This window comes from Brucella sp. NBRC 12950, assembly GCF_030268145.1.
GTDB lineage: Bacteria > Pseudomonadota > Alphaproteobacteria > Rhizobiales > Rhizobiaceae > Brucella.
The window spans coordinates 113,028-135,550 of sequence record NZ_BSQC01000010.1 but is presented as its reverse complement, the minus strand read 5'-3'; the positions used below and the strand labels follow the sequence as shown (position 1 = coordinate 135,550).

Below are 22,523 nucleotides of genomic sequence, written 5' to 3'. Positions count from 1 at the left end.
AAGAGAACGATTCGGCGATATGGATTACCGATTTGTATTCCGTCGACTAACATGTTTTTGTGACAGATTTTTAAACTCATGTGTTCCTTTGAACGTGTTCGGCTTTGCTCTGAAAACCAAAGCTAGGTTGGGCACGTTGATGTTTGGCTTGGATTAATTTAACTCAAAAACATCTGGGGAAGCTTGAGCTTGTCGGGTTAAGCCAGTATCAGGCCACTTGATGGTTCCTCCTCATCCCCTAGAAGGCATATCCTTAATGACAGTAAAATTCCTTGTTACTCACTCAGGCGGATTTCATGCCGACGAGTTAATGTCGAGCGTTATCCTCACCAAGGTGTTTCCCGACGCTGAATTGGTTCGAAGCCGCGCTCCTGAATGGATCACCCCCAACAGTGACCGCGTAATTTATGACGTGGGAGGCGCATATGATCCCACAGCACAGATTTATGATCATCATCAACGCGATGCTCCCCGCCGATCTGACGGAAGCGCATTCAGTTCTTTCGGTTTGATTTGGAAACATTACGGTGAAAGCTATTTAGAATCTGCGGGCATTCCGCAAAAGGATATCGATCTCATTCACAAATCTTTTGACGAGAGCTACGTGTTGCCAATCGATCTCGTGGACAATGGTGAGCTAAGCCCTTCTACGGCAGGTCAACTCGCAGCATTGACCCTGCCTGTTTTGCTCGAAACACTTAAGCCTGTTTTTGACGATATCAGGCTGGATGCTGACGATTGTGCCTTTCAACAAGCGCTTGGGATCGCGCGCAGCTTGGTTGAAGCTAAAATTGGGGGTATTGCTGCAAAATACCGCGCGCAATCAATCGTGTCGTCCGCAATTGCAGAAGCTGGCGATAGCCGCGTTCTGGAACTGCCAAGTGGCATGCCATTTCGGTCAGCCATTGAAAATGCCGGTGCTGATCATCTTTTGTTTGTCGTTCATCCCCGCAAAGGTGACTGGGGGCTAACAGGAATCCGAAAATCTGATGACGGATTTGAACTACGTGCAGATCTGCCGGCTGCGTGGGCCGGGTTGTCAAATGCTGAGCTTGAGGATGCATGTGGCGTGAAAGGTGCCACATTCTGTCATAATGGACTGTTTATTGCGGCCGCTCGTACAAGGGAAGCCGCATTAGCGATGGCAGAACTTGCTGTAAATAATGTTTTAAATGAACGTTGAATTTGTCTCTTGAGTTTCAGACATAAAGAGGCTTGGCCGAGCCTCTTTATGGTTTGATTTCCACTCTACTCCTTCACAGCACCTGTCATGGACGAAACATAGTAGTCCACAAAAAATGAGTAGAGAATAACCACTGGCAGCGATCCAAATAATGCGCCGGCCATCAGCGCTCCCCATTCGAAAATGTCTCCCCTAACAAGTTCCGTCAATACTCCTACTGGAACCGTTTTATTTTCAGATGACTGTATGAACGTCAACGCATAGATGAATTCATTCCATGAAAGGGTAAAGGCGAATATTCCTGCTGAGATCAGCCCTGGCACAGCCAAAGGAAGGATGATCTTGCATAGGATTTGCCATCTGCCTGCACCATCCACGAGCGCACTTTCCTCGAGCTCGAATGGGATAGAGCGGAAGTAGCCCATGAGCAACCACGTGCAAAAAGGGATTAGAAAGGTGGGGTAGGTGAATATGAGCGCGAGGCGGGAGTCGTATATGCCAAGTTTGAAGACGATGAACGCCAGCGGAATAAACAAGATGGATGGCGGTACAAGATAGGCGAGAAATATAAGCAGTCCTACTGATCGGGAGCCAGTAAACCTGATACGTTCGATCGCGTAAGCGCTAAGAATGGATGTGATTAGTGATATAATCGTTGCAGCCGTTGCGACCAACATCGTGTTCCAGAGCCAACCAGGATACGAAGTCTCGAACAGAAGATATTTTATATGGTCGAATGTCGCATCGACCACCCAGAATGGACTGTAGTTTTCATAGTCTGTCAGTTGTGCGTTGGGCTTAACAGCAGTGATCGCCATCCAGTAGAATGGAAACAGCAATACGAAGACAAAAAGAGCGATCGGAATGTATACCGTTACGACCTTTCGCGGAAGCTTGTTTAGATACGACATACCCTGTGTATCGTCTGTGAGCGTAGCCTGCTCTAGTTTTATGTTACTGTTAGTCTTCTCCATGATCAGTCGCCTCCACCTTGTTGCCACTTTCGACGCTGCAATCCAAAGAATGAGAACATGATTGCCGCGAGCAGAAACGGGATCATCGCAACCGCTATTGCGGCGCCCTCACCGAGTTGTCCGCCCGGGATTGCTCGTTGAAAAGACAATGTCGCCATAAGATGAGTTGCATTGACTGGGCCACCTTTTGTCAAAACATAGATGAGCTGAAAGTCGGTGAAGGTGAACAGAACTGAGAAAGTCATAACGACAGCAATGATCGGTGTGAGCATCGGTAATGTTACATGTCTGAAACGCTGCCAGCTGGTGGCGCCGTCGAGCGAAGCGGCTTCCTGGAGGGAAGCGGGAATTGTCTGAAGACCTGCAAGCAATGAAATGGCAACGAATGGAATTCCGCGCCATACATTTGCAGCGATCACGGAGAGCCGCGCATTGGTGGGGTCGCCGAGGAAATTAATGGGTTGATCGATTAGCCCAATTTGCATCAAAGACCAGGAAACTATTGAGAACTGCGCGTCGTAGATCCACCAGAAGGCAAGAGCGGACAGCACCGTTGGTACGACCCAGGGTAAAAGAACTATCGCGCGAAAAAATGACTTTATGGGCAGGTTTTCGTTTAATAATAATGCGAGCCAGAGGCCAAGAGCGAACTTCAGCACTGAGGCCACAAACGTGTAAAGGACGGTATTGAAGACTGAAAGCCAGAAGACGCTGTCGTCCCAGAGAAATTCATAATTTTCTAGCCCGATAAAAATACCATCTCGCCCGATTTTGGTATCAGTGAAACCGAGCCACACACCTAAACCAAGTGGGTAAGTGAGAAAGCATAGTAGAAACACGGCGGCGGGCAGCATGAAAATGAAACCCAGCACGTCGCGGTTATTTGCCAATCGCGGCTTATTCGATTTCGAATGGGCCGGATCGTCGCGTAAACTCTTCAAGTTCGTATTCGGCATGGACATATCTCCAGAACACGTAAACGAGGAGAGGCGTGGTATTCGTCCCCGCCCCCCAATCGGCTGAATTAAACGCGATAGTAGCGGTTGGCCCGCTTTTCGGCTCCTGTCATTGCGTCCTCCGGTGTTTCAGCGCCTGTTACCGCAGCTGCGAACATATCAACAAGGACATAATCTGCCATCACAGCCGCTGACGCGTATCCGAGCGGACCCGCATAGCCGTTTGGACGAAGCGTTTCGGATGCCCGAGCATATGGGGCATGAATCGGATTGTCTTTCCACACTGGGTTATCGGCAAAGGCCTTAAGCGGTTGACAGCAATAAGCACTAGACTCTTTTATCCAATAATTCATCTGGTCTGCTTCCATCATGAATTTGAGATAAGCCTTGGCCGCCTCGGGATATTTAGTGTGCTGGAACAATAGCAGTGAACTTGTTTGGTGTAGTTCGATGCTCTTACCTACGGGCCCAATGGGGAAGTTGGTGCTGCGCATATCTTCGGCAATCTCTTTAAGTTTAGGGTCATTTTTTGCCGCGTAATATATGGACACGCCGTTTGCGGTGAGTGAAACCTGTCCGGCAAGAAATGCACGGTTGTTATTGATATCTAACCAACTCTCCGTCCCAGGAATGAATGTTGCGTAAAGTTCTTTCGCGTAATTGATTGCGGCCAGGGTCTCGGGGGAGTTTATTGTGATTTCTCCCCTATCATTGACCATTTGAGCCCCGTGGCTCCAGAGTAGCCAGTGCGCATAATTGTTCCCGTCGCCTACAGCCTTGCCATGAGGAAAACCAGCTGGTGTTCCCTTCGCCTTCATCGCTTTGCATAGTGCGAGAAATCCTGCTGTGTCCTTTGGAAACTCACTGAAGCCAGCTGCTTTCATATGACTGTCGCGATAAACGATCGCGTTACCGATCGCAGTAAGTGGCATGGCGATGAACTTATCATCTCGAACGGCATAGCCTTTCAATCCATCGTAAAATCCACCATATTTTTGGTCGAGATACGTGCCAAGCTCGGTGAGATCGACCAGCTTGTCTGGATACTGATGTGCGTCATCAAACCAGCACATGACAATATCCGGACCCGAGCCGACATTTGCGGCTACTGCCGCCTTAGGCCGTATGTCTTCCCAACTTTCCTTGTCGATACGAACGTCCACGCCGGTAGCCTCGGTGAACTTTTTGGTGTTTGCAATCCAGCTCTCTTCGTCACCCTTCACGAAAGGGGTCCAACGCAAAAGGCGCAAGCTGGCACCTTCCTCGGGTTTATATTCAGGCTCAGCAGCAAAAGCTGGCATGGAACCGAACCCGGATAGGCTCGCAGCACCGAAGATACCTGCGGTACCGGCAAGAAATGTTCTTCTTCTAATAGTCATAATGCTTCCTCCTCCAAAGATGGGACGTCTCAGAAGTGACATCCGCTGTCCCAAGCCGCGGATACCGAGATCTTGTGGAATGCGATGAATGGATAGCGTCAACGAGGAACATGGTTCCAAGGTTACGTGCATATGAATTAGGATGTCAGGCGCGTGCCATCGTTTTGGTCAAATAGATGGGTGTTTGTCGGGTCAATGGAAATAGAAATTTTCTCACCCGGCCGAACGTTCACACGTTCGCGGAAAATGCATGTGTTCTCAGTTCCACCAAAGCTCACCACGAGCTGTGTTTCATAACCGGTGGGTTCAATGACGACGACAGTGGCTTCAAAGCCTCTGGCATCAAGATGGATATACTCTGGGCGCAAGCCATATATCAGTTGTCGCCCAGCAGCACCCGGATAGGACTGTGACAGCGGGAGCCGCATGCCATCTTCCGCAACAAATACGCTGGGATGATCTATTTCGATTGTTCCTCTGATCATATTCATTGCAGGCGAGCCGATAAATCCCGCAACAAATAGATTGTTTGGATGGTCGTATAGCTCCAACGGCGAGCCGATTTGTTCGACGAGTCCATCGTGCATGACGACGATCTTGTCGGCCATCGTCATGGCCTCAATTTGATCATGGGTAACATAGACAGTGGTTGTTTTGAGGCGGTGGTGCAACTCTTTGATCTCAGCTCTCATAGCAACGCGAAGCTTTGCATCGAGATTGGAAAGTGGTTCATCGAATAGAAAAACTTGCGGATCGCGAACTATGGCTCGCCCCATTGCTACGCGCTGACGCTGCCCTCCTGATAACTGTCTTGGGTAACGATCCAAGAGATTACTTAGGCCGAGTATCCCCGCGGCATAGTTGACGCGCTCGTCCACCTCGGCCTGAGGTGCTGATTTAAGCATAAGGGAAAAAGCCATATTCTTAGCAACGGTCATGTGAGGATAAAGCGCATAGTTTTGAAACACCATGGCTATATCGCGCTCTTTGGGGGGCAGATTGTTTACTGCCCTACCCCCTATGCGTATTTCTCCATCAGAGATATTTTCAAGGCCGGCGAGCATGCGCAGAAGAGTCGATTTTCCACAGCCGGATGGCCCGACAAGAATAACAAATTCGCCATCTTCAATATCGATATTCACGCCTTTGATGACAGGAAAGGTTCCGAAAGACTTCTTCACCTCAGCAAATTGTACAGCTGCCATGCGTCTCCTCCCAGAGTGTGATCTATGAATTGAAATATCGAGAAAATGAAACTGCCGGCTCCTCACTTCCGGCACGTAATTCCTCTTTCGCTCCTCCTTTGAACGTGTTTACAAATCTCTATTGCGTTCAACCCCGCCCGACGAGAGGCATTTTGGTGGCCATTACGGTCATCGTCAACACATTTGCGTCGAGTGGCAGACTGGCCATGTAAACGACCGCGTTTGCGACATGAAGAGGATCAATCGTTGGTTCGGCTGCAATAGTTCCATTGGCCTGAATGACGCCTGTAGCGATTTTTTGCGTCATTTCACTGGCTGCATTGCCAATGTCGATTTGGCCACAAGCTATATCAAACGGACGTCCGTCAAGCGCGGAAGACTTCGTAAGCCCGGTGATGGCATGCTTCGTTGCAGTATATGGCGCGGAGTTTGGACGCGGTGTGGTCGCCGAAATCGAACCATTGTTAATGATGCGGCCACCGCGAGGCTTTTGTGACTTCATGATGCGAAAAGCGTGTTGAGTACAAAGGAATGCGCCCGTGAGATTTGCACCTACTATCCCACTCCAATCTTCGAAACTTACATCTTCAAGGGGCACACCCGGGACTGAAGTACCCGCATTGTTAATGAGTAGATCGAGACGTCCATACTTGTGCTCAATGTAATCGAACAGTGACTTTACGGAAACCGGGTTACCTACATCGGTTGCATAAGCATCGAAGTTACCGCCAGTTTCGGTTGCCAATTCAAACACTGTCTGTTCTATGACGTCTGCACGCCGGCCCGCAACAATAACGTGGTAGCCTGCACTCCCGAGAGCTTTCGAAATCGCACGACCGACACCTGTGCCGCCACCTGTCACGAGTGCAATGGATCTCGATTTTAAGATTTGCAGATCACTCATGACGTCAATTTTCCTCTCACTTTGTATGTATTGATTACTTGTCTTAAATCGCCCGGCTCCTGTGAAGAGCACAAAATCAAGTGAATAGTTTCAACCACCTGAACCCATTTTCTAAATCTGACGAGGGGCGATACTCGGCGCCCACTGGATTAGAATAACCAAGAGCTTTCAGCTTGCTCAGGATAACTTGGTAATTAAGTTCACCCTGATCTGGTTCTGCTCGCTCGGGGACTGAGGCGATCTGTACGTGGCCAATGAATGGCATGAGCGCCTCAATTTTTTTGCTGATATCGCCTTCCATGATCTGAATATGATAACAGTCGAACATCAATTTCAGATTCTTGTGATTTTGGGTTTGGATAATTGATAAGGCCTGACTCGAGGTTTTTAGGAAATATCCTGGTGCATCACGTTCGTTTAACGGTTCGATGAGAATGTTGATGCCAAAAACTGAAGAACGTTGGCATGCATAGGACAGACTGTCTTGGAATGTCCTTTGAGCTACTTCTCCAGACGCCCGACCTGCCATCACGTGTATATTGGGACATTCCAGCGCAATAGCGTAATCAATAGCCTCATCGATTGCTGCTCGCGCTTCAGTTTCTCGACCGGGTAATGCGCTGAGCCCGTTTTCGCCCTTCGTCAAATCGCCCAGACGCGTATTCAGTCCAATCATTGGCATGCCGGTTGCTTTAAGGGCTGCCGCTATGTCCCTGGGATCATAGGAATAAGGCCAATGGCATTCTACGGCATCAAATCCTGCCAGCTTTGCTGCCCTGATGGCATCAGGGAGTGGTAACTCCTTAAAAAGAAATCCCAGATTGGCAGAAAATCGCGTCATGTCAGTCCCAGTCAACATTGAATGTTTCAACGATCTGTCGGATTTGGCCATCGTTAAGTATTTTCGGCCTCATGCCGCGCGTTAATAGCGTAAGCTTGGCGGTTTCTTCGAGTTCTTCGATCGCATAGACAGCTGCCTCGAGGTCCTTGGCTGCGACAACAGGACCATGATTTGCCAGTACAACAGCACTTCTTTTTCCAGCCAGCCCGCGAATTGCATCACCCATGGCCGGATCACCGGGAATAAAGTACGGAAGCAGTTTGACCTTTCCCAGTTTCATAATCGAATAAGCAGTCAGCGGTGGCAGCATGTTCTCCGGATCAATTTCCGGGAGCATTGAAAGCGCAACAGAGTGACAGGAATGCAAATGAACAATTGCTCCAGCACGCGCGCCACGGGTTTCATAGAAAGCGGAATGGAGCGGCATTTCCTTTGTCGGTGGATCTCCGGAAATCAACGCGCCCTCGTTACTAAACAAGGACAATCTGTGTGGATCAAGTCGTCCAAAGCTGCTTCCCGTGGGAGTTACGAGCAATCGTCCGTCTGAAAGGCGCGCCGATATGTTACCGGACGAACCGCCAGTCAAACCACGGTCAAACATGGACTTAGCCAAATGGCAGATTTCTTCGCGTAGATTGGCTTCTTCGCTCATGCGGCCTCCAGCATGTTTAAAGCAACACTGAAGAAAGATGGCGTTCCAAAGTTTCCCGATTTTAAACCAAACGCAACGTCGGTTCCATGGATGCTGGCGTATGTCCAAGGGACGCCCGGTGCGATCTCCGCTCCAACGACGAGTCTGGAAACGCCCAATGCTTGCGCCACTGCACCAGATGTCTCTCCTCCAGCGACCACAAAGCGGCGAATGCCGTGACTGAATGCTGCGATTGCGATCTCTGCAAGCGCTTCCTCGACAATCGCGCCAGCGCGTTGTGCGCCAAGTTTTGATTGTACCGCTTGCAGCGATGATGGATCAGTGGTTGCATAGACGATTTTAGGGGTGCCGGCAGGAAGTGAACTTATCCAGTCAATGACTGCTGCCGTGCCACTTTCGGCTAGTGCCACAGCATCGATCTGATAACTGGCTGCGTGTTTTCTATATTCCTCGACTTGGGCAAGTGTCATAGCAGAACAGCTGCCAGAAAGTACGATCTGGCCCTCGCCGACGTTACGAGTGACCGGATCTTCACGTCTCTTATCCAGTAGACCACGCGCCGCGAAGAGAGCTGGAATTGGCCGCGCCAGAGCGCTGCCGCCGGTAATCAATGCAAGATTTTGCGAAGCTTCTGCGATAGCTTCAAGGTCAGTTTCATTGATCGCGTCTATGATTACGTGAGCCACCTCGTCGTTGGCGAGTTCTCTGAGCCGCGATCGTATTGCCCTTGAACCCTTTACAACGACGTTTCGGTCTATCAGACCCACCCTTCCCTTCACTTGAGGCGAAAGTAACCGTTGAAGGTTTGAGTCTCGCATCGGTGTGAGCGGGTGATCTCTCATCGGGCTTTCGTGGAGCAGGTTTTCGCCGACGAACAAGTGCCCCATGAAGACATTGCGATTATTCTCCGGAAAAGCTGGACAATAGATTGTTTGCTTTGTTGGTAGGGCATTCATCAGCGCTTCAGCGACAGGACCAATATTGCCCGTATCGGTGCTGTCGAATGTCGAACAATATTTCCAGTAAAGTTGCTCAATATCGCGTGCCTTAAACCATGCAAACGCGGTTAGCACCTGATCAATCGCTTGATGTTTTGGGATTGTTCGACATTTAAGAGCAATGATCTCGATTGATGCGGCCTGTTGAACAGGCTCTGCCGGATCCGGTAATCCGAGCCGAAGCGACACGGGATAACCACTACGGGCCAGTAGACCTGCTAAATCCGTTGCACCCGTAAAATCATCAGCGATAGCTCCCAGAACAATAGCCATGTATCAGTCTCCCATGCCCGGTAAAATTACCCCGCTGCCCAGAGCAAGGCTTTTTGCCACCGCAGCATCATCCTCCAATCCGTAGCCCGCCCGCGCAGTTTGATCAAACAGTGCCAAGGCTGCTTGGCTAAGTGGTGTTTTGGCTCCACATTTGTTTGCCTCGGACGTCACGATTCCCATGTCTTTTACAAAGATGTTAACAGCTGATCGCGGCGTATAATCTCCCTCCACGATATGGGGTCCGCGATTTTCGAACATCCATGATGTGCCTGCAGACACTTTAATAACATCAAAGACCGTTTCCAGGTCGAGACCAACCTTTGCCGCCAATGTCAACGCTTCGGCCGTCGCTGCTATGTGAACGCCCGCCAGCAACTGGTTGATCATTTTCACCTTCGAACCCATTCCAGCTTCATCTCCAAGACGAAATACCTTTGCGGCGATCGAACCTAAAGCATCGCTGGCTTTTTCAAACGCTTGTTCTGGACCCGATGCCATCACCGTGATCTCGCCGCTTAGCGCTTTTTGTTGCCCGCCTGACACCGGCGCATCTAGCACAAGCATGCCTGCATTTTGGAGCCGCGACGCTAATTCCACACATACGCTTGGTGCCATGGTAACGCACAAGAGAAACACAGTTCCCCGTGCGGCAGTTGTCAAGGCTCCGTTCGGTCCAAACAGCACGTCTTTTGCCTGATCCGAATTAACGACAAAAACGAACACAAGGTCGCTTGTTCCAGCATCAGCTGCCGTCGCGTAAGCTTCGCCCCCTTGCGCAGCGAAGCGATCGAGCGTGTCCTTGCGAAGGTCGACACCCTTCACATGGAACCCAGCGCTCAGAAGACGAGTTGCTGCTCCCCAACCCATGGAACCTAAACCGATAACAGTAATGCTCTGTTGGTGAGTCACTTCACTTCATCCTTGTCCCAGTTCATCATTCATATGAATTCTGATGATTTCATCAAATGATGTGTCGGCGACAAATCCCAATTCCTGAGCGCGGCGGGCATTGAAATCCTGCGGCCAACTGTCCACTATCTTTGCGATTAACGGGTCGCGTTCGCGTCTAATCAAGGCAACGACCTTATCTCCAGCCGCTCGGCGCAAGGCTTCAATCTGTTCACCAACAGTCGCGGATAACCCAGGCATGTTGAGAATGCAGCGGTGTCCTAGCAGTTGAAGATCGAGGGTTGCTGCATGTATCAAAAAGCCGACGGCCCGGCGCGGACTGACATGCCAGTGCCTGACGGTATCATCTACAGGTAGAATAGCTTCTTTTCCAACGAGAGGTTCCCTGAGAATATTGGAGAAAAAGCCTGAGGCAGCCTTATTGGGTAATCCCGGTCTAATGCAAACGGTTGGTAAACGAATGCCGATGCCATCAAGAAAGCCCCGGCGGGTATAATCAGCAAGCAAGAGCTCACCGATCGCTTTTTGTGTCCCGTAGCTTGTGCGTGGAGTTAAAAAGAACTCATCATCGATGCGCTCGGGAAAAGGTGCGCCGAAGACAGCGATCGAAGAAGTGAAAACTACACGTGGTTTATATGGCGCGGCTTCGCCCTGTCTACGTATGGCCTCCAATAGATAGCGTGTGGCGTCAAGATTGATTGCGTAGCCTTTTTCAAAATCAAGTTCCGCCTCGCCGGACACGATTGCCGCCAAATGGAAGATTATATCGGGTCGGCTGGCAATGAGTGAAGGAAAAACGTTCGGATCGGAGATGTCAGCGGATATGGCTTCAACCCGCCCGCTAAAACCACAAGGTGCCTCGGGAGCTATAACATCCACCAATGTCAAAGACTGAGCCCCGGATCCTCCCATTGACTCTGGTGCAGCTGCGATTTCGTTTGCTAACTTTCGTCCCACCATCCCGGCTGCGCCGATGATCATTACATGCATTCGAGTTGCCCCTCTTTGTAAATCCTATATTACTAACGCTCACCGGTTGGCGGATTGGCGATTTTTACTACTGGTTATCATTGACTTCTGCGTTGAGGCGTAGATCCGTTCCTCGTGCACTGCGAAAGCCGCCATGGCAGCGGCCTGGTCATGTCGCTCCAACGCGTTGATGATCTGCAAGTGGTCCGAGTAACTCCCTTCCAACGCGCCAGGCTGAGCCACCGCGTGACGTCGATGATCCATCATGTAGGTGTAAAGATCCGTAACGATATCAGCGAGCAATGGGTTTCCGCACTCGCGATAGATCGTGACGTGAAATTCTCGATCGCAAATGAGAAATCGTACCGGATCATTCAGACACTCAATTTGCGCTTTAATGGAAAGGCGCAATCTTTCAAGTGCAGTTTGACTTATGCGTAAAGCAGCCTCGCCGACGATGTGTTGTTCAATGAGCATTCGGGCAGCATGCACGGCGTGAACATCATAGAGGTCCACGTTTAGTCGAGACGTAATCCCGATTGACGTCGCCGAGAGGTCAACGCTGGCAATACGCGTTCGCGCGCCTTGCGCCACTTCCAATATTCCGCGGGCGGACAAAACTTGAATTGCGCCACGTATTGTCTGACGGCTGACAGAAAGCGCGGTGGCCAATTCGCGTTCCCCGGGGAGTTCATCACCAATCTGAAGAAGCCCCGAGGCAATCAGCGCCGCAATTTTATCGGCGATTACATCGCGTATCGTCCGGCGCTCCAAGTCGCGCCCCAGACCGCCATCTTTGTCGAGCAAGAGGTCGTGTAGTAGTTTCAAGGCAATCCTCATACTGATCCGCTGGTCTGTCCACCAGACCAGTTATTCTCAGCGACTTGCTCAAATCTGTCAAGCGCAATGGAATTTTCCCGTCGGCGTAGACCGATGGAGACAATACGAGCCGATGACTAATTTATCAGAACAGGAGGTTGCCAGGTGGATGCATTTGAATGAGTTGATGGCAAGCCAATCCAATCTCAAAAGCATTGGCTCTGCCAAAAATCTCCTCCTGTAATTGGTAGCGGAGCGCACAGACTTGTCAACTGCTCCTTTGATGCCTCCCCTCCGGGACGGACGTTTCTTCAATTATCGCAGGCCGTTCAATCTCTAACGAATAGAAATGGTTCAGCATAGCTCGCACGTAATGGCTGTAAGTCGCGAACAACAAATTGGAATATCAACTGTTCAGAATACGCTTAACGTGGGTGTCTCCATTTAGGTATAATTTGGTGATTCATTATGAAGTCTAAAAAAAATGTTAAAAGGTCATTCAGCCGTGCCACGCCGCTTACCGATCCTGTTCGCTTTATGAAGCGCGTCGCGGGTGGTCCTGACGCGCCATTCATTCCCTGGGTCGTAAAGATCAAGTGTGTTGTCACTCGTGATGACCATGGTAACCCCACTCTGTTCAGAGCTGGTACGGGAATTCTGCTATCGGATATGTGGGTTCTTACCACACGACATGGGCTTAACAACGCTCAAGGTGAGATTATAAGCTTAGACGACGTTTTAGTCATCGCTACAAACTCTGCTTCAATTCCTGGCTCACCGCCGCCTTACCGACAGGGGCTACAAGTTGTTGAAGCGCAATACCCTGAGACAGGCGATCTGATTGCGCTTCGGTTAGCTCGACCATATCGACTAGATGACTATGCACCGATCGATATGGAGTTAGTGGACGATGGTAGCATCATCAACCGACGCGTTAGCATGTATGGTTATGGAAGAGGCAACAGTTTGCGGCTTGGCACAGCCTGGGGAATTGTCGCAAGAGAAATACCCGATGAACATTATCCGCCTTCAAGACAATTCGATTTCCTTTTTGAACATGAGGAAGGTAGCGGCTATGGACAAGGAGGTGATTCCGGCGGCCCCGTCTTGACGGGTTATCTCAACGCCAGAGGAACATCCCCCTATGAGTTGGTGGTGGGTCTCTACGCAAGCACAGATACGCTTGTTCCTCCAACATTTGGTGGGTTTGTTCTTCTTTCAGACTACCGTGACTTCGTACAGCGCTTTACCATGCCCTCTGTGGAAGCTGGACCGTCCTCAAGTATTAACGCGATAAGCGTGGGATGGCGGAGTGTTAATAATTGTAGTGATTTCGTGCGTCTCGAACATTTGGAAGTCCTGGATGAAAGCAAATCACACGAGAAAGAAGCTTCGACGCAAGCTTCCCCCGTGGGATGCAATCTCATCGAAGCATACCGAGTTTTTTACAAGAGAGCTATTGATGGAGATTCATGGGATAACGCGCTTTCAAAGCAATTCGACAATTTACAGCAGCACGAAACAGAGACCATAACCTTGCCCGACAATAGTATATGTGACGAACGGGAGATTTGGGCGGTGACGGTCCTTCCGGTAGCGAGAGGTTCGGATACTGGGGCCAATCCTAACGGATCTGGAGCCAACGGTAAGCCGTTAGCCGGTAGTGACAGCAATTTCTACGCTCAGACTTCATGCCGTTTGTCACTCCCTTTGATCACCTCAATCGAGGCAAACACGGCCTATCCAGAAGCCATCAATATCACCTGGAAGAATTCGGCCTCTCCGTTCGCGGGTACCGTCTTAGGCTATACGTTGTTCTATCTTGCTACTGATGCTGTGCCTGACAAATGGGAGGGGTGCGAAAGCATGTCTACGTTTGCAAGTGGCTATGAGACAACGACGCTACTGTTATTAGTGGAGAAAAGGAAGAACTATGTTTTCTTAGTTCTGCCAATTACTGCGGGCGGCGGTGTCGGCATGCAAAGCAATGGCTATCCCCATCCAGGCGTGTTTAAGGATGACCAAGTGGTATGTTTTGGCCCGCCAGGAATCCGGTTCCAGGAACCACGCTCTGGTGATGTTCTGGTTGTCGAAGTGGGCAGTTACGGATCCTTCATTATGGCAGCCGTTAATTTCTCCGATTATGCCAAGTTCGAATGGTTTCGGTCAGAAGAGCAGAACGGGGAATATTCCAAGATTGATGAGCGGAGTTCGACGAGCGGAAGGGATACACCTTTCCTCATCTTTGGCACCGCAAGCCATCCCGCAGTGGAAATGGATAGCGGCTGGTATAAACTCATCATCACAAACGCGTTCGGTGCCGCAGAAACCGCGCCCGTTCAAGTATCAGTACGATAACTTGCAGAATCATTCCGCACAGCTTTCGGCTTAAGCAAATCATAGCTACTTCAAATCAACAGCATTCGTGACGGAGTTTCTTTCAGGAATGCGTGATAGCGCCGTAAAGATATATGTTGAGCATACGTAGAAAGCCGCATCAGCGGCTCTCTCATCATGTCTACCCACGGAGCTTACATCATATGTTCCGATACTTTTCCTTCGGCATCCAGTGTGAGCATCACACTTTTACCGTCCTTCATCGAGGATGCCTGCCAAAGGCCTTGCTCGTTGAGTTTCAGATTGCTGAGGTCGGCATAACCCGCTTTATTAAAAAGTTCAGTGGCTTGCGCTTCGGTGAGGCTGTTCTGGCCTGCATCAGGCGTTTTATCGTCATGCGTCGGGGTATCGGTTGCTCCCGGGGCATCACTGTTCGGTGTTTGTGTCGCCTGAGCGCCAGCAAGTGCCGGAGCAAAAGCCATTGCGCTTGCGAGAAGGATCGTTGTAATTTTCATGGCATTTCCTCACTGTTTTTAGTTAGCAAAAATACTAACCCCGCCTATGGAGGAAAGTTCCATCTCAATTTGAGCCTAGGTCGGTTGTAACATAATTCCCCAACCTGCGCCGTGTCTCATATGAAACTGCTATTGATCGTATTCAGACGCTTGCTAGCGGTGCACCCCATTGACGAAAATTGGCACGGTTCCTTAAAGTTAGTTCTCCTATTTACCTGCATGCCTCCGGGGCCGTTTGTCGACCTGCACGATGAGCCTGATCAGGGATAGTCCTGCGATGATGTTGAGTACTGAGAGATTTGAACCGCCCGTCTTTGTTGAGATTGACATCGTCTAACCCCCTCGAGCGTGCCCGTGGTTTCCCCCTCAATCATTGCTGGTTTGCTTGCAGTTGGTGATTTGTAGCTAAAAGCCGGTTCGTCGGTACATTCAGTGACAGAGATAAGCCTTCAGGCCGCCAGTCGCGGGAAATCGTTCCATTCAAGCCCTGTACTGTTGCTTTCTCGAGCGTCGCGCCGAAACCTTTTCGCTCGGGAGGTTGCTGGATCACTACATCTGCAACTTCCTTCCAATGCAGATGTAGTTCGTCGTTAGAAACTGAAATATCAATGGTAAGTTGGCCATCAGGTGACGATAAAGCGCCGTATTTGGCGGAGTTTGTTGTCAGTTCATGCAACAGAAGCGCGAAAGAAGTTAAGCCATTTCCTGCGATAGGAACGTCGATACCTGAAATCTCGATTGGCGTTTGGCGGTTGCCTTGATGGGGCGCAACAATTGCTTGGATCAGTTTGATAACAGAAGTTTCGCGCTCAACTGAAATATCCTTTCCGAGCACTGGAAGTGTGAGTTCATGAGCCCGCGCTAGCGACTGCATACGTGATCGAAGATCAGCTACAAGCTGATCGATATTATCTGCTGAGCGAGCGCTCAGAGAAATGAGGCCGGACGCGAGGCCAAATAAATTCTTGATCCGGTGATTAGTTTCCTGAAGGAGAATATCTTTTTGCTGAGCAGCCTGCCTTAGTGCATCAGTTTGCGCTGCAAGTTCATCGCGTTGCGCTGCGAGTTGCTGCTTTTGACGATAGAGGTCATAAAAGACGCTCGCTTTGCTTCGAAGGATATCCGCTTCGATTGGCTTTTGAATAAAATCAACAGCGCCGGCTTCATAGCCTTGGAAACGTCGCTGGCCACCTGCACCTGCTGTAACAAAAATAATTGGAACGTGTTTGGTGCGCTCGTTGCCCCGCATCAACTCTGCGAGTTGGAAACCGTCAAGTCCAGGCATCTGAACATCGACTAGTGCGAGTGCCACCTCATGCTCCAAAAGCAGTTCTAGAGCCTGATCTCCTGACGTCGCCTTAAGCAGGTGCAGGCCATCGCGCCGCAAGAGAGCTTCTAATGCGACTAGGTTTTCCTCAAGATCGTCAACGAGGAGAAACGATGCGGGTTTCATGTGTTGACTTAAACCTCTCTTAAATACTGGACGATCGCTTGAAGCGATAGAACTATTGCATCCGGACATCTGCTAAAAGTGGCTTCCGGCATTGTTGAAACAAGTGCTTCGTCAGGGTCCTGAACAATGACTGTTCCACCGGCAGCGCTAATAAGCGCACTTCCGGCAGCACCGTCTTCATTGGCACCTGATAAAATCACAGCGATCAGCTCTGCTCCAAATACGTCACACGCGCTCTCAAACAGGACATCGATCGAAGGCCTTGAATACAAAACAGGACTGTCTTTTGAAAGCGACAATGTGCTGCCTGCCTCGACAAACAAGTGATAATCCGGGGGCGCAAAATAGATTTTCCCAGGATCGAGCGGCTGCCCGTCTTCAACTTCAATGACGGGTAGACGGCACTTTTGTCGGAAAAGTTCAGACAACAGACTGTGCTTATCGGGCGGCAGATGTACCACGACAATAACAGGAATCGGGAAACTTGTTGGCAAGTTCGGGAGTATCCCCGTCAGTGCGTCAAATGCTCCCGCGGAAGCACCTATCACAACTGCCTGAGCGGGAGTCGTTCTCATGTTGAAGCTCGTTGGTAGATTTTCTCCTCACGCACAAAGTCAGCAAACGCGCCGGCATGAGCCGAAAAGCGCACACTTTCTTTTGCTCCCAATCCGAGAAAGCCGCGATGTGTGAGAGATTCTTTGAATAGGCCAAAAACACGGTCTTTTAGTTCTGGATCAAAATAGATAAGCACGTTGCGGCAGGAGATTAGGTGCATTTCGCCAAATACTGCATCGGTTACCAGACTATGGTCTGAGAAAACGACATTGCGGCGCAGTGTCTTGTCTAGCGAAATACGGCCATAAGCGGCCTGATAATAGTCTGACAGCGATGTTTTACCGCCTGACTGCTGGTGATTTGTCGTGAACGATTGCACTCGCTCGATTGAATAAACGCCCGCTTCTGCCGCTTGCAACGCTTCTTGGCTTATATCTGTTGCGTAGAATATGGTGCGGTCTTCCAGGCCCTCTTCACGGAACAAAATCACCATTGAGTACAGTTCCTCACCGCTACTGCACCCTGCGATCCAGACTTTCAATGAGGGGTAAGTGCGCAGATGGGGAATAACACGCTCACGAATTGCCCGGAAATAATCTGGATCACGGAACATGTCGCTGACTTGGACGGTTAAGTAGCGCAGTAACTGCGGCAACATTTCAGGATCATGCAACAGTCGCTCCTGCATGGCCGAAAAGCTTGGAAATCCCATTTGCTGGCGGGCCTGTGTCAGGCGGCGCTTGATCGACCCCATTGAATAGCAGCGGAAATCATAATGATAGCGAAGAAACAACGCCTCAAGGAGTAACCTGATCTCGATTTCTTCAGCTGAGCGGGTCTGTTCAACGGTCTTCATTTAGGCATCCAGACGCGAACGAGCGACAAGAGTTTATCCACGTCGAGAGGTTTGGCCATATAGTCACTGGCACCGGCTTCGATGCAACGTTGCTGATCATCTGGCATCGCCTTGGCGGTCAAGGTGATAATTGGCAATTTTTTGAAGGCGGGGTTCTCACGAATTTGTTTGGTTGCCGCCAGCCCATCCAGCACAGGCATCATTACATCCATAAGCACAAGGTCAATCCGTGTATCTTGCTGACCCAAGGAGTGTTCTAACGCCTCGACCGCTTCAACTCCATTGCGGGCAATTACGACCTCAGCGCCGCGTGGTTCAAGGATATTGGTTAACGCGTACACGTTGCGAATGTCATCTTCGACTATCAGAATTCGGCGGCCTTCGAGCAAAGCGTCCCGATGACGGGCTTTCCGGATCATTTGTTGCTGTTCCGCCGGCAATTCAGAGATGATCTGGTGAAGAAACAGACTAACTTCATCTAAAAGGCGCTCGGGAGATTTTGCGCCCTTAATGATAATTGACTTGGAATAGCGGCGAAGCTTCTGTTCATTTTCTGACGAAAGTTCGCGGCCAGTGTAGACGATGACAGGTGGAAACGCATAGGCGCTTTCGTTGCTGAGTGTCTCGAGCAAAGAAAAACCTGATGCATCGGGGAGCGAAAGATCAAGTACCATGCAATCAAAAGTCTGTTCGCGCAAGAGATTAAGGCATTCGGCCGCGTTGCTGGCGGTCATGGTCTCAACGTCGCTGGAGCCTAATAGTTTGGCGACAGCTTCACGTTGCCGCTCGTCGTCTTCAACGATGAGAACGCGATGCATCCGTTGGGAGAGCTTGGCTTCGAGCTTACCGAGAACGTCCACAAGCTGCTCACGACTGACAGGCTTCGTTAGGTAACCCACCGCGCCCAAAGAGAATGCTGTCTGCGTATGATCGCCTGCTGAGATGACATGTATCGGTATGTGGCGCGTTCGCACGTCGTTTTTCAGGCGGTCTAGAACAGACAAGCCTGATTGATCGGGTAGCCCGACGTCTAGAACGATAGCATTGGGTGAAAAATCCCTTGCGACCCTAAGCGCTTCTTCCGCCGTGCGTGCAACCACCGAATAAAAACCCATTTCGCGAGACAGATCGCGCACGATTGCTGCGAAAGTATCGTCATCCTCGATGACGAGCAGAACGCGCTTATCTTCATTGATTGCTTCGCGATCGTCCTCCAGGAACCGGTGAGCCGGGATAACGGGCCGGTTCGACTGTTGTTGCGCATCCGTCCTTTCGGGTAAGGACAAGGATTGTGCATGTTCTGATGCTTTGATCCCGCTAATATATCTTACGGGGACTGTCAGCGTAAATGTGCTACCCTTTCCGAGCGCACTTTCGACGGTAATTGATCCGCCCAACAATTGAGCAAGCTGACGTGATATGGACAGTCCCAATCCCGTGCCTCCGTAACGTCGGCTAATGGTGCTGTCAGCTTGATGAAAAGCTTCAAAAATGTTTCTAAGCTGCTCTGTCGAAATCCCAATACCGGTATCGCTCACCGAGAAGGCAATTCTCTCATCGTCATCCTTGGCGATAGAAAGGGACACCTCGCCCTGAGCGGTGAATTTAATCGCATTCGAGATGAGATTTTTGAGTATTTGCTCAAGTCGTTGTGGATCGGTCTCTAACGATCTGGGCAGATTTTCTGCCATCTCAATGTTGAATTCGAGCTTCTTTTCATTGGCGAGAGGTTCAAAAACCTGACGCAACGCCGACGACATGCGTGCCAGAGGCATCACCTCAGGATGAACATCAACATGGCCTGCTTCGATTTTCGAAAGATCGAGAATGTCATTAATCAGGTTGAGAAGGTCATTGCCAGACGACTGGATGGTACGAGCGTATTTGACTTGCTCGTCGGTCAGGTTTTCATCCGGATTATCTGCCAGAAGTTTAGCAAGAATTAGCGATGAATTCAGCGGAGTGCGAAGTTCATGCGACATATTGGCGAGAAAATCGCTCTTATACTGGCTTGAGCGCTCAAGTTCCTGCGCTTTGAGTAGTACCGCAGCGTTGGCGCGTTCGAGATCTGTGCGCTGTATTTCCAGCTGGTTCGCCTGTTCCTCGAGCTGACTGTTGGTCTGCTCCAACTCAGCCTGTTGCTGTTCAAGCCGTGATTGAGATTCTCTAAGAACCCGGCTTTGTTCTTCTAATTCTTCATTTGAAACACGGAGCTCTTCACCCTGTGCTTGCAATTCTTCGGATTGCTGCTGCGTCTCTTCAAGTAGATTCTGCAGTTCTCCGCGATACACAGCCGCTTGGACGCTAAGAGCGATTGCCTCGGAGGCTTCCGTGAGCAAAGCGATTGCTTTTTCGTCTATCGGCTTCAAAAATCCGAGTTCAACTACAGCATTGACCGTTCCTTGAATGGTGCCCGGTAAGATGATGAGGTGTTTAGGCTTGTCGCTACCAAGCGCTGAGCCGAACGCCAAATAGCCGTCTGGAATATTGTCTAAGACAACAACGTTTCCGCTTGCCGCCGCCTGCCCAAGTAGACCTTCACGGCGTGCAAATTCAAGTGGAACTGAACGATCATCAGGCACGCCATAAACTGCTACACGGCGATAGTGATTACGCTCGCCACTAAAAAAAGCGCCTGCAACTGCACCGGTGTATTGAGTAAGGTAATCAAGGATATTCGCACCAAGTTCGTCGATACGTTGATCGCCGATCATCGCGGACGCCAAACCAATTTCGCCGTTCTGAAGCCATTCTTCGCGAGATCTAATCAGCGCACCCCTGCGCAACAAATATCCGACTACTGCTGTTAAAACGAGCCCCAACGCTCCTGCGAGGACTGTACTGATCAGGGCCCGAGTTTGGGCCTGCGCCATTTCAATCAGACGTGCAGCGCGCATTTCATTTTCGAACTGGATCATTGCGTCGACCGTCTCACGGATCGCGTCCATTTCCAATTTTCCGCGGTCGGAACGAACCAACGGAAGCGCAGCCTCAAGGCCCTGCGCCCGACGCAATTCAATGGCTTCACTCATCTCGGCGAGCTTGGCTGCTACGTGTTGTCTCAACTTCGCCAATCTGTCTTGTTGCCCGAAACTTTCCTCGGTGCGCTTGGACACTCGTTCGATCTGATCTGTGATACCGCCCACTGCTGTTCGATAGGGCGTGAGATAGCTCTCTTCACCGGTTAAGAGAAAACCGCGCTGTCCGGTCTCGGCATCCTGAAGCTTTGATAACAAGCTTTGAAGAGAAACGATGGCACGATGGGTCTCAACGATTTTCTGATTTGCAATGCCTACGGTTTGAAAGTTTACATAAGTCACGATCCCGCTGAGAACAAAAAATGTCACAGCGGCGGCAAGTCCCATGGCTATACCGAAATCTAGCCCAAACAGCTTTCCCGAATGGATCGAACGCGCCCGCTCGGTCATCAATAACCTGCCTTCAATACCAGATTGCTGGAATTAATTGTGTACGGAGTGCCAAGAGAGGCGACCAAAAGTCTGGATAGGCAATTCGCGTGCCATTCCCTTTTGCCATTACCATGAGACAACATGATTCGCGCCCCCTTTTGATTCCAAAGTTAGATCAATAGCTTAATGCCATCAGTGTGTCCGTCCATTAGTAGACACAAACGGTGCTTGTCGCAATGCCGTCGAGCTTTACGTTAGACGGCAAACTCGTGCGCCAAAATTGAAAATTACAGCTGTGACAGTATCGCAATAGCAAAATCAGGCCGTGCTTTCGCTTTGATACCAAGCCTAGAGGCTTAGTCCGAAGCGAACCCGGCCTTCCCCGTGTGCAAGGTTGCTGTTGCGACTGAGCGTCAAATGTAGTGGCGAAACGATCCTGGACACCGGCCAGGTTTCCATTGAAATGGCAAAGCCTGGATTATTCCAGCAGGCGGTGATGCGAAAGAAAAGATATTTATGGACCATTTCCGCAGTTCAGACGTTTCATCCAAATAGTGGAACCGATTTGACGGGTAGTTACTGCTCGTTATCCAAAGTTCATGACAGTCAAAATTCATGATGATGTAAAAGAGACAGAAGGAAGGCTGATGTTGAGCCCCAAATTTGATAATGCATATCCCGCCAGATCCACTGATTGCGAAGAAGCGGTGACGCCGTCTTTAACTAACATTTTAAAGAATGCAACTCTAGGCGGGCGTTCAGAAGAGGATGCAGATGCAGTCGTGGAGGGCACGAGTGTTCCAGGCGTTCGCGACCTCATTTCGGAAGCAGTTGAGGCTGGCTGGACCGCCAAAGAGGCTGTGCAAGCCATCAAGGTTGTATCAGAGCGGCTTCAACGTGGCGTGGTTGGTAGAGAGCTTCGTCAGTAAAGGTGCTTAATTATTAGATGACCCCGATGGGATAAAACAAGCTGCCGCCCTCAGTTGTGGTTGAAGGTGTCGCCAATCCGCGCTTGATGCATCTATGGTTACCCTGTGCAAAACTGGTTCAAGCGAAGCCGGTACGTGACGCATTATCTTGGCTTTCATACAGCCGAGAGGGACAACCGTCTTACACTGATAGCGGCGATCAAGGCGTACGTCTCATGGCATAGGGTCGGTCGATCGCCACGGTGCCAACCATTTCCATTTATAAATGGAGGGCACTGCATTCGCGATAGGCCATCGCGAATATCGGCATTGCGGCTCGTACCCTTGTTCCGCCGGCTTGAGAGTGTGCTTAGCTCGTATATCCACCCGAAAAAGTTTTCGCGCTGCTGACCATTGGCCTTTGTAC

Annotated in this window: 19 protein-coding genes; 3 read left to right on the top strand and 16 right to left on the bottom strand. The window is 50.2% G+C overall.

All coding sequences use genetic code 11. From position 1 onward, the window contains the following. The first annotated feature begins 256 nt into the window (after positions 1-256). A complete protein-coding gene (locus tag QSJ70_RS17410; RefSeq protein ID WP_215780643.1) occupies positions 257-1,183 on the top strand; it encodes an MYG1 family protein in 927 nt (308 codons plus the stop codon). Between the two features lie 65 nt (positions 1,184-1,248). Here QSJ70_RS17410 and QSJ70_RS17405 read toward each other — a convergent pair whose 3' ends face one another. The 11 genes from QSJ70_RS17405 to QSJ70_RS17355 form a co-directional block, all read right to left on the bottom strand. Next, entirely contained in the window at positions 1,249-2,157 is a 909-nt protein-coding gene (locus QSJ70_RS17405; protein WP_215780642.1) for a carbohydrate ABC transporter permease, read from the bottom strand. A gap of 2 nt (positions 2,158-2,159) precedes the next feature. After that, positions 2,160-3,011, bottom strand: coding sequence for a carbohydrate ABC transporter permease (locus QSJ70_RS17400; RefSeq protein ID WP_252349306.1), 852 nt, complete (start codon positions 3,009-3,011; stop codon positions 2,160-2,162). A gap of 170 nt (positions 3,012-3,181) precedes the next feature. Continuing rightward, positions 3,182-4,492: an ABC transporter substrate-binding protein gene (locus QSJ70_RS17395; RefSeq protein WP_285538201.1), complete on the bottom strand. Its 1,311-nt coding sequence runs from the start codon at positions 4,490-4,492 to the stop codon at positions 3,182-3,184. Positions 4,493-4,629: 137 nt separating this feature from the next. Then, positions 4,630-5,697, bottom strand: a complete 1,068-nt coding sequence (locus tag QSJ70_RS17390) for an ABC transporter ATP-binding protein (RefSeq protein WP_285538200.1) — start codon at positions 5,695-5,697, stop codon at positions 4,630-4,632. A 127-nt stretch (positions 5,698-5,824) separates the two neighbouring features. Then, positions 5,825-6,601 carry an SDR family oxidoreductase gene (locus QSJ70_RS17385; RefSeq protein WP_285538198.1) on the bottom strand — a complete coding sequence of 259 codons (777 nt, stop codon included), beginning with the start codon at positions 6,599-6,601 and terminating at the stop codon, positions 5,825-5,827. A 76-nt stretch (positions 6,602-6,677) separates the two neighbouring features. Then, positions 6,678-7,442 (bottom strand): hydroxypyruvate isomerase family protein, encoded by a 765-nt coding sequence (locus QSJ70_RS17380; protein WP_285538196.1) that lies wholly within the window; start codon positions 7,440-7,442, stop codon positions 6,678-6,680. Between the two features lies 1 nt (position 7,443). After that, positions 7,444-8,094 carry a 3-oxo-tetronate 4-phosphate decarboxylase gene (otnC, locus tag QSJ70_RS17375; RefSeq protein WP_285538194.1) on the bottom strand — a complete coding sequence of 217 codons (651 nt, stop codon included), beginning with the start codon at positions 8,092-8,094 and terminating at the stop codon, positions 7,444-7,446. Then, positions 8,091-9,365, bottom strand: coding sequence for a 3-oxo-tetronate kinase (gene otnK / locus QSJ70_RS17370; RefSeq protein ID WP_285538192.1), 1,275 nt, complete (start codon positions 9,363-9,365; stop codon positions 8,091-8,093). Before otnK ends, otnC begins: the two co-directional genes overlap by 4 nt. 3 nt (positions 9,366-9,368) lie before the next feature. Further along, the gene (gene ltnD / locus QSJ70_RS17365) at positions 9,369-10,274 is read right to left on the bottom strand and encodes an L-threonate dehydrogenase (RefSeq protein WP_285538190.1); all 906 of its coding nucleotides are present in this window, start codon (positions 10,272-10,274) and stop codon (positions 9,369-9,371) included. 6 nt (positions 10,275-10,280) lie between these two features. Next, a complete protein-coding gene (gene denD / locus QSJ70_RS17360; RefSeq protein WP_285538188.1) occupies positions 10,281-11,264 on the bottom strand; it encodes a D-erythronate dehydrogenase in 984 nt (327 codons plus the stop codon). Between the two features lie 39 nt (positions 11,265-11,303). Beyond that, entirely contained in the window at positions 11,304-12,083 is a 780-nt protein-coding gene (locus tag QSJ70_RS17355; protein ID WP_285538186.1) for a FadR/GntR family transcriptional regulator, read from the bottom strand. 447 nt (positions 12,084-12,530) lie between these two features. On the opposite strand from QSJ70_RS17355, the gene QSJ70_RS17350 reads away from it, so the two are divergent. Further along, the gene (locus tag QSJ70_RS17350; RefSeq protein WP_285538184.1) at positions 12,531-14,420 is read left to right on the top strand and encodes a trypsin-like serine protease; all 1,890 of its coding nucleotides are present in this window, start codon (positions 12,531-12,533) and stop codon (positions 14,418-14,420) included. A gap of 173 nt (positions 14,421-14,593) precedes the next feature. On the opposite strand, the gene QSJ70_RS17345 is transcribed toward QSJ70_RS17350, so the two are convergent. The 5 genes from QSJ70_RS17345 to QSJ70_RS17325 all read right to left on the bottom strand — a co-directional run bounded on the left by QSJ70_RS17345 (position 14,594) and on the right by QSJ70_RS17325 (position 21,206). Then, positions 14,594-14,914 (bottom strand): hypothetical protein, encoded by a 321-nt coding sequence (locus QSJ70_RS17345; protein WP_215780631.1) that lies wholly within the window; start codon positions 14,912-14,914, stop codon positions 14,594-14,596. Between the two features lie 370 nt (positions 14,915-15,284). Continuing rightward, positions 15,285-16,367, bottom strand: a complete 1,083-nt coding sequence (locus QSJ70_RS17340; protein ID WP_215780630.1) for a response regulator — start codon at positions 16,365-16,367, stop codon at positions 15,285-15,287. An 8-nt stretch (positions 16,368-16,375) separates the two neighbouring features. After that, positions 16,376-16,942 carry a chemotaxis protein CheB gene (locus QSJ70_RS17335; RefSeq protein ID WP_215780629.1) on the bottom strand — a complete coding sequence of 189 codons (567 nt, stop codon included), beginning with the start codon at positions 16,940-16,942 and terminating at the stop codon, positions 16,376-16,378. Further along, on the bottom strand, positions 16,939-17,778 hold the full coding sequence (locus QSJ70_RS17330; RefSeq protein ID WP_215781677.1) for a CheR family methyltransferase: 840 nt from the start codon (positions 17,776-17,778) through the stop codon (positions 16,939-16,941). The genes QSJ70_RS17335 and QSJ70_RS17330 overlap by 4 nt, the downstream gene beginning before the upstream one ends. Then, on the bottom strand, positions 17,775-21,206 hold the full coding sequence (locus tag QSJ70_RS17325; protein WP_285538180.1) for a response regulator: 3,432 nt from the start codon (positions 21,204-21,206) through the stop codon (positions 17,775-17,777). The genes QSJ70_RS17330 and QSJ70_RS17325 overlap by 4 nt, the downstream gene beginning before the upstream one ends. A 581-nt stretch (positions 21,207-21,787) precedes the next feature. Between QSJ70_RS17325 and QSJ70_RS17320 the strand changes: the two genes are divergently transcribed. Further along, the gene (locus QSJ70_RS17320; protein WP_285538178.1) at positions 21,788-22,117 is read left to right on the top strand and encodes a hypothetical protein; all 330 of its coding nucleotides are present in this window, start codon (positions 21,788-21,790) and stop codon (positions 22,115-22,117) included. The last annotated feature ends 406 nt before the right edge of the window (positions 22,118-22,523 follow it).